The 5,747-nt window shown below is 57.2% G+C and carries 7 protein-coding genes; 3 read left to right on the top strand and 4 right to left on the bottom strand.

Annotation, left to right across the window (positions count from 1 at the left end; translation table 11 throughout):
• Both ACEQWH_RS11100 and ACEQWH_RS11095 read right to left on the bottom strand, forming a co-directional pair.
• The coding region (locus ACEQWH_RS11100; RefSeq protein ID WP_370230813.1) for a DUF1523 family protein at positions 1-152 on the bottom strand (152 nt) is incomplete at its 3' end.
• Positions 153-163: 11 nt separating this feature from the next.
• Positions 164-427, bottom strand: coding sequence for a hypothetical protein (locus ACEQWH_RS11095; RefSeq protein ID WP_370230811.1), 264 nt, complete (start codon positions 425-427; stop codon positions 164-166).
• A gap of 215 nt (positions 428-642) precedes the next feature.
• On the opposite strand from ACEQWH_RS11095, the gene ACEQWH_RS11090 reads away from it, so the two are divergent.
• The 3 genes from ACEQWH_RS11090 to ACEQWH_RS11080 are packed head-to-tail and all read left to right on the top strand — an operon-like array spanning position 643 to position 3,336.
• Positions 643-1,425, top strand: coding sequence for an ion transporter (locus ACEQWH_RS11090; RefSeq protein WP_370230809.1), 783 nt, complete (start codon positions 643-645; stop codon positions 1,423-1,425).
• A gap of 30 nt (positions 1,426-1,455) precedes the next feature.
• Positions 1,456-2,433: a P1 family peptidase gene (locus tag ACEQWH_RS11085; protein WP_370230806.1), complete on the top strand. Its 978-nt coding sequence runs from the start codon at positions 1,456-1,458 to the stop codon at positions 2,431-2,433.
• 45 nt (positions 2,434-2,478) lie between these two features.
• Positions 2,479-3,336 (top strand): DMT family transporter, encoded by an 858-nt coding sequence (locus ACEQWH_RS11080; RefSeq protein WP_370230804.1) that lies wholly within the window; start codon positions 2,479-2,481, stop codon positions 3,334-3,336.
• Here the strand turns inward: ACEQWH_RS11080 and ACEQWH_RS11075 are convergent.
• A complete protein-coding gene (locus ACEQWH_RS11075; protein WP_370230802.1) occupies positions 3,333-4,445 on the bottom strand; it encodes a Hint domain-containing protein in 1,113 nt (370 codons plus the stop codon). The genes ACEQWH_RS11080 and ACEQWH_RS11075 overlap by 4 nt on opposite strands.
• 88 nt (positions 4,446-4,533) lie before the next feature.
• Positions 4,534-5,397 (bottom strand): glycosyltransferase family 2 protein, encoded by an 864-nt coding sequence (locus tag ACEQWH_RS11070; protein ID WP_370230799.1) that lies wholly within the window; start codon positions 5,395-5,397, stop codon positions 4,534-4,536.
• Positions 5,398-5,747: the final 350 nt, after the last annotated feature.

Below are 5,747 nucleotides of genomic sequence, written 5' to 3'. Positions count from 1 at the left end.
GACCAGAAAACACGGGTCCAATCGTTCAGCTCTTGCCGCTCTTCATAGGTGTCGACGATGCGCACGACATCCGTCTGCGGCAGCGTGTAGTGAAACAGTGCAAACACCAAGAGCCAGAACGTGCCCCAGAAACCCCATTTTACATAAGCCATCCAAGGCTCCTTCAGTGAAAATTGGTGAAATAGATTGTGGCCACCATCGCCACAAAGGGCAGGATGTAAACCCCAAGGATCAACCCGCGCCGCAGCCGGCCCTCATAGGCCACAAGCTCTTGGCGCACCTTGGTCTCTTGCGCCTCAGCGCCCAGGTTCTCGAACTCGGCCAAAAGCCGGTCGCGCCGGTTCGCTCGCAGGTGATAAAACAGCGCAAAATACAGCACTGTCAGAACCACAAACGCGATAATCAGCAGACGCGCAAACCCAGCCATACGGAAACCCCCTTTGTCCCATGCGTCCTTAACATAGGGACTGTATGGCAAAATCCCTAGGGTGAAGCCGACGTGGAATTTCCCCCAAGGCGGGTTTGGTGCGGGTTTTCCGCCGCCCGACCTGCAATCCCCCAAATTCCACTTGATGCAGCCCCCCCGAGATTGCTACCCAGCGCGCGACGATTTTGCAGGTTCACACCCCGACAGGAGACCCAATGACCCAACGAGAAAAGATCGCACGTCTTGTCGACAGCACGCGTTTTCAGAATGCGATCCTTGCGATCATCTTGGTCAACGCAGCCACGCTGGGGCTTGAGACGTCGAAAACCATGACCGACTCCTTCGGTCTGGCGATCAAGATTGTGGACCGCATCTGTCTTGCCATTTTTGTGGCCGAGCTGCTCTTGAAATTCTACGCCCGTCGCGGAGCGTTTTTCACCAATGGCTGGACGATGTTTGACTTTGTCATCGTGGCAGCGTCGCTGATCCCCGGTGCCTCAAACGTGTCGGTCCTGCGCGCTGCGCGCGTGCTGCGCGTGTTGCGGGTTGTCTCTGCCGCGCCACGGATGCGCCGCGTCGTCGAAGGGCTGGTCTTGGCATTGCCTGGCATTGGGTCGGTGTTCCTGCTTATGGGGATCGTGTTCTATATCGGCTCTGTCATGGCCACAAACCTGTTTGGCAACGCCTTTCCAGATTGGTTCGGCACCCTGGCGCGGTCTGGATACTCGCTCTTTCAGATCATGACGCTCGAGAGCTGGTCCATGGGCATCGTGCGCCCGGTCATGGAGGTTTACCCCTTTGCGTGGATGTTCTTTGTACCGTTCATTTTGGTAACGACCTTTGCGGTGGTGAACCTTTTGGTCGGTCTGATGGTGAACTCGATGCAGGATGCGCATGAAAGCGATGTGGACGAACAGACCGGCGACTATCGCAAGGAAGTCATGGCGCGGCTCGATCAAATTCAGGCGCAACTGGACGCGGTGAACAAGCAGAGATAGCCTTGTCGCAAACCATCACAAGGCGACAGCATGCAGACCGGACCCAAAAACCTGATTACCGATGTGGCCGGTCTGAAAATTGGCAATGCCCGCAACGCCGCCATTAAATCCGGAACCACGGTTCTGGTCGCCGAAGCCCCCTTTACAGCCGCAGTCCACGTCATGGGCGGTGCACCGGGAACACGGGAAACCGACCTGCTGGCGCCGGACAAAACCGTCACGCAGGTTGACGCGCTGGTCCTGTCAGGAGGCTCTGCCATCGGTTTGGATGCAGCCTCTGGTGTTGCCGACGCCTTGCGGGCCCAAGGGCGCGGATTTCAGGTCGCAGATCAGAACGTGCCGATCGTGCCTGCGGCAATCCTGTTTGATCTGTTGAACGGCGGCGACAAATCTTGGCAGCGATCCCCCTATTATGACCTTGGCCAACAAGCACTGGCCGCAGCCAGCGACAGCTTCGCCCTTGGCACCGAGGGCGCGGGGGCAGGCGCAACCACGGCGTCCTTCAAGGGCGGCCTTGGGTCCGCATCCCTGCGCACGCCGTCGGGCCATACCGTTGGCGCCCTTGTTGCCGTTAATGCGCTTGGCGATGCGGTCGTGCCGGGCAGTCGCCAATTCTGGGCCGCGCCATGGGAGCTTGGCGATGAGTTCGGAGGGCATGGCACCGCGACGAACACACAAACCGCGTGGCCCAAAACCAAGGTCTCAGAGCGCAATACGACCATCGCCATCGTCGCCACAGACGCAGATCTAAGCCAAGCGGAACTCACCCGCCTTGCCACAGCGGCACACGACGGCATGGCGCGCGCGTTGGTACCCTCGCATACGCCAATGGACGGCGATCTGGTTTTTGCCGCCTCAACCAATGCCCGCCAAGTTCAGGATCCTGTCACAGATGCCATCGATCTAGGCCACGCTGCCGCGACATGTCTGGCACGCGCGATTGCACGGGGCGTTTTTGCAGCAACTGCCGAGCCCGGTGATCTGGTGCCTGCCTATGCAACCTCTTAAGGTGCGCGGACGCCTCTATAGCTTAAGTGCGAAAAGACCTATGCCATGACGATACAGAATTTGCTGTACGTGGCAGGGTTGGTTTTTGTCTCTGTCAGCCTGATCGTCCTTGGGGACACTTTTGGAAAGTTGCTCACATCAGAGGGCTTTGCCCCTGCAACCATCGCCTTCTCGCGGTTTTTCATAGGCGCGCTTGTGATACTGGCCTTCAGCGGGCTGAAACTGCACGAACTTCGGATTTTCACCGATTGGCGCATTCTGTTGCGGGCAACTCTAGTGACCGGCGCCATTCTGTGCATCCTGACCGCTTTGAAAACCGAACCCATCGCCAATGTCTTTGGCGCATTTTTCATTGGTCCTGTGGTGTCTTACGGTCTGGCCGTTCTGTTCCTGAAAGAACGCCCGACCGCGGGACGTCTGCTGTTTTTGGGATTGGGTTTCGCCGGCGTCATGTTGGTCGTGAAACCGGGGTTTGGCACCAGCATAGGTATCCTCTTTGCGCTTCTGTCGGGCTTTTTCTATGGCTGTTTTCTGGCAGCTACACGCCTTGTGGCGCAGGTTGCGCGCCCAAGGCTGTTGCTGTTGACACAACTGGCGTTTGGAAGCGTCTTGCTTGCGCCGCTTGGCCTGTCAGCCCCGTTGCCTGACATAACGCTTCCTCTGTCCGGTTGGGTTTTAGGAAGCGCGCTCTGTTCGGCAGCTGGGAACTATTTGCTGCTGATTGCCAACCGCCACGCGGAAGCAAGCCTGATCGCGCCGTTGATCTATACCCAATTGGTGTCGGCTACCATCGTGGGCTATTTCGTCTTCTCTGATGTGCCGGACAGTGTATCCATGATCGGGCTTGGCATGATCCTTTTGTCGGGTGCAGGATCTTTGTGGATCCGCTGGCAGGATCGCTAGCTGGCCTTCGCGCGCGACAATGGCTTGCGAAGAGCATTAAGACCGCTGATCTCAAGCATAGGCCGTTCATTTTTCTTAAGCCGATCGATCAAAGTGTTCTGCGCTGCAAGCCGTGGAATGATGCGCACCGCCTCTTGCCCCTGTGCCGATGCGACTAGGTCCGGGAACAGCGCGCCAATTTCGGCCCGCGCTGCAGGCGCAAGCGAGGCCAGAGTTTCGCGACGCACCAACAGGCTTTCGCTGGGCGCGCCTTCGGCAAAAACAATCGCGTGCCGATCAAACAGGAAATGCACATAGTCCACGTCGCCTGTGGCAGACACACACTCAATGCCCGGTCTACCGACCATTCTGATCGCCGAGACCAAGACCTCGTCCCGGCCAAACATGCGATCCGCCACCGGGGATTTCACCAACATCCGATGCTGGCGAGAGACATAGAGGTCACGTTCCGGCAAGCCACAGCCCAACGCGCCTTGCTGAATGCGCACCGGCTGAAACTGCGGCATCGATCGAAGTTCGGCCTGCGAGACAGTCCGCCGGCCAACCCAGCGCACATCCTGAGGGCCATCCGTGGTCGCCACACGATCGCCGACCTGGATATCCCGCGCAGGCTTGAGCGTGCCATCGGCCATCTCAATCCGCGCATCCCCCACAAAGCAGATCATCAGGGCGACATTGTCGATGATCGGTCCAAGCGAGTCGTTGTCGCCAATTTCCGTCAGCCGAAGCGTATAGGTCCCGGCGCTCGGAAAATCGACGGGTACAGAGAAACTGGTAAAGCTGTTGCCCTCTGGAAAGATCGTCTGCGACGCAATGACTGCGCCGTCGCTATCCAGAATCTCGACCGAAAACCCGTCACTGCCACGGTCAGACAAGGCCGCGTTGCGCAGGGCCGCGTCCAATGTCAGTTCGGTGGCCGTTGGATTGGGAACATCAAAACTTTGTTCCATGACGGTCGTCTGCCCACGCTGACCGTCCATTTCGGCAACGCGGTTGGCAGAGCCATTACCAAGATAGGCGTTTTCTGTGTGGTTGGTTTCCAGATCCGTCCCGGACCACCCCTTATCGCCCTGATCAAATGTCCCGTTAACAATAAGATTAGTCGGCATACCGCGCCCCACAAAATGACTATAATGCCACTATAACAAGCGGAGTCTTAAAGAGAATTGAAAAGACACCAGTCTAAGACGCCAGTCCCTAATAAGAGCGCGGCAAGGCCTCGCCAAGGATCGACGCAAGCCCCCTAAAGCGACCTCTGGCGTCCGCACGTCGCTCTGCCGACGACAGGTTGCGAAGCGATATGAAACGGCGGACCACATTCAAACAGCCGCGCAGCTTTGGCACCGAGCGGCCGTGCTTTGACAACGTGTACACATAGCCGCGTAAATAGTGATAGGCCTTGAATTCCACGAGCTCCAGCGAGCTTGGCGAACTTGACGCAATCGCGTGTAACACGCGCGCCTCTGGCACATAGATCAACGGACCTTGCTTTGCTGCAAGCCTGAGGCTGATGTCATCGTCCTCAAAAAACAGAAAAATCCGTTCGTCAAACCCGCCAATCGCCTCAAAGGCGTCGCGGCGCACCAAAATCCCCGCCCCGTTCAACGATGGAACAGGGGTAGGAACGTCTGGACGCGTATAGCGTTTGGCAAAGAAACCGCGCCACAGGATCTTACTTGGGCGCACCTTATATCGATTCTGAACGGTCACCCCGAATTGTGGTCCAAACGCCGATGCGTTGGGGTGCTTGCCAGCCTGTTTCAGTAGGGTTTCCAACGCACCCTCCATCAAGCGTGCGTCAGGATTGAGAAAGAAAATAAAGTCGCTTTGCACATCACGCGCGCCCAGATTGCACCCGCCGCCGAACCCTAGATTCTCGCCCGGAACGATGACCTTATGACCCGCATGCTCGGCCCATGCCCGCAGCCCATCATCGGGCCCATTGTCTACGACTATCAAATCAACACCGGCCGGAAGCGATGCCGCCATGTCAGGCAGCACACCAACGCTGTTGTAAGCAACTGAAACCACACTTACCGAAGGCTGTGAACCCGCATCCATGCCAAACCGCCCCTTCGGTTAAACGATCTCGTCATAATTGGTGCGAGATCTCTTCAATCTTTCTTCTCGAGCATCACTCGCTTGCCGCGCGCCGGCGTTTCGGCGACGTCGTAACATGGAACAGATTGGTTGGAAATCCTCGTCGGATGCGCGGCCAAGGCGGGCATTTCCGTCAGGGTGTCATGCCGTTTAGGAAGCTTATGTTCAAAATTGCACAACAGTCGCGCAAATAAGCAAGTTGCGTGCAAATTATCAGATATGTAATCTCACGTCAAAGACACCAAATTGGGACATGACACATGAAATACGTTTCTTTGGGCCTTCGAGCCCTACTGACGGTGGCCTTTGTG

Source organism: Cognatishimia sp., from assembly GCF_964229375.1.
Taxonomy (GTDB): Bacteria; Pseudomonadota; Alphaproteobacteria; order Rhodobacterales; family Rhodobacteraceae; genus Cognatishimia.
This window is presented reverse-complemented; position numbering and strand designations above follow the sequence as displayed.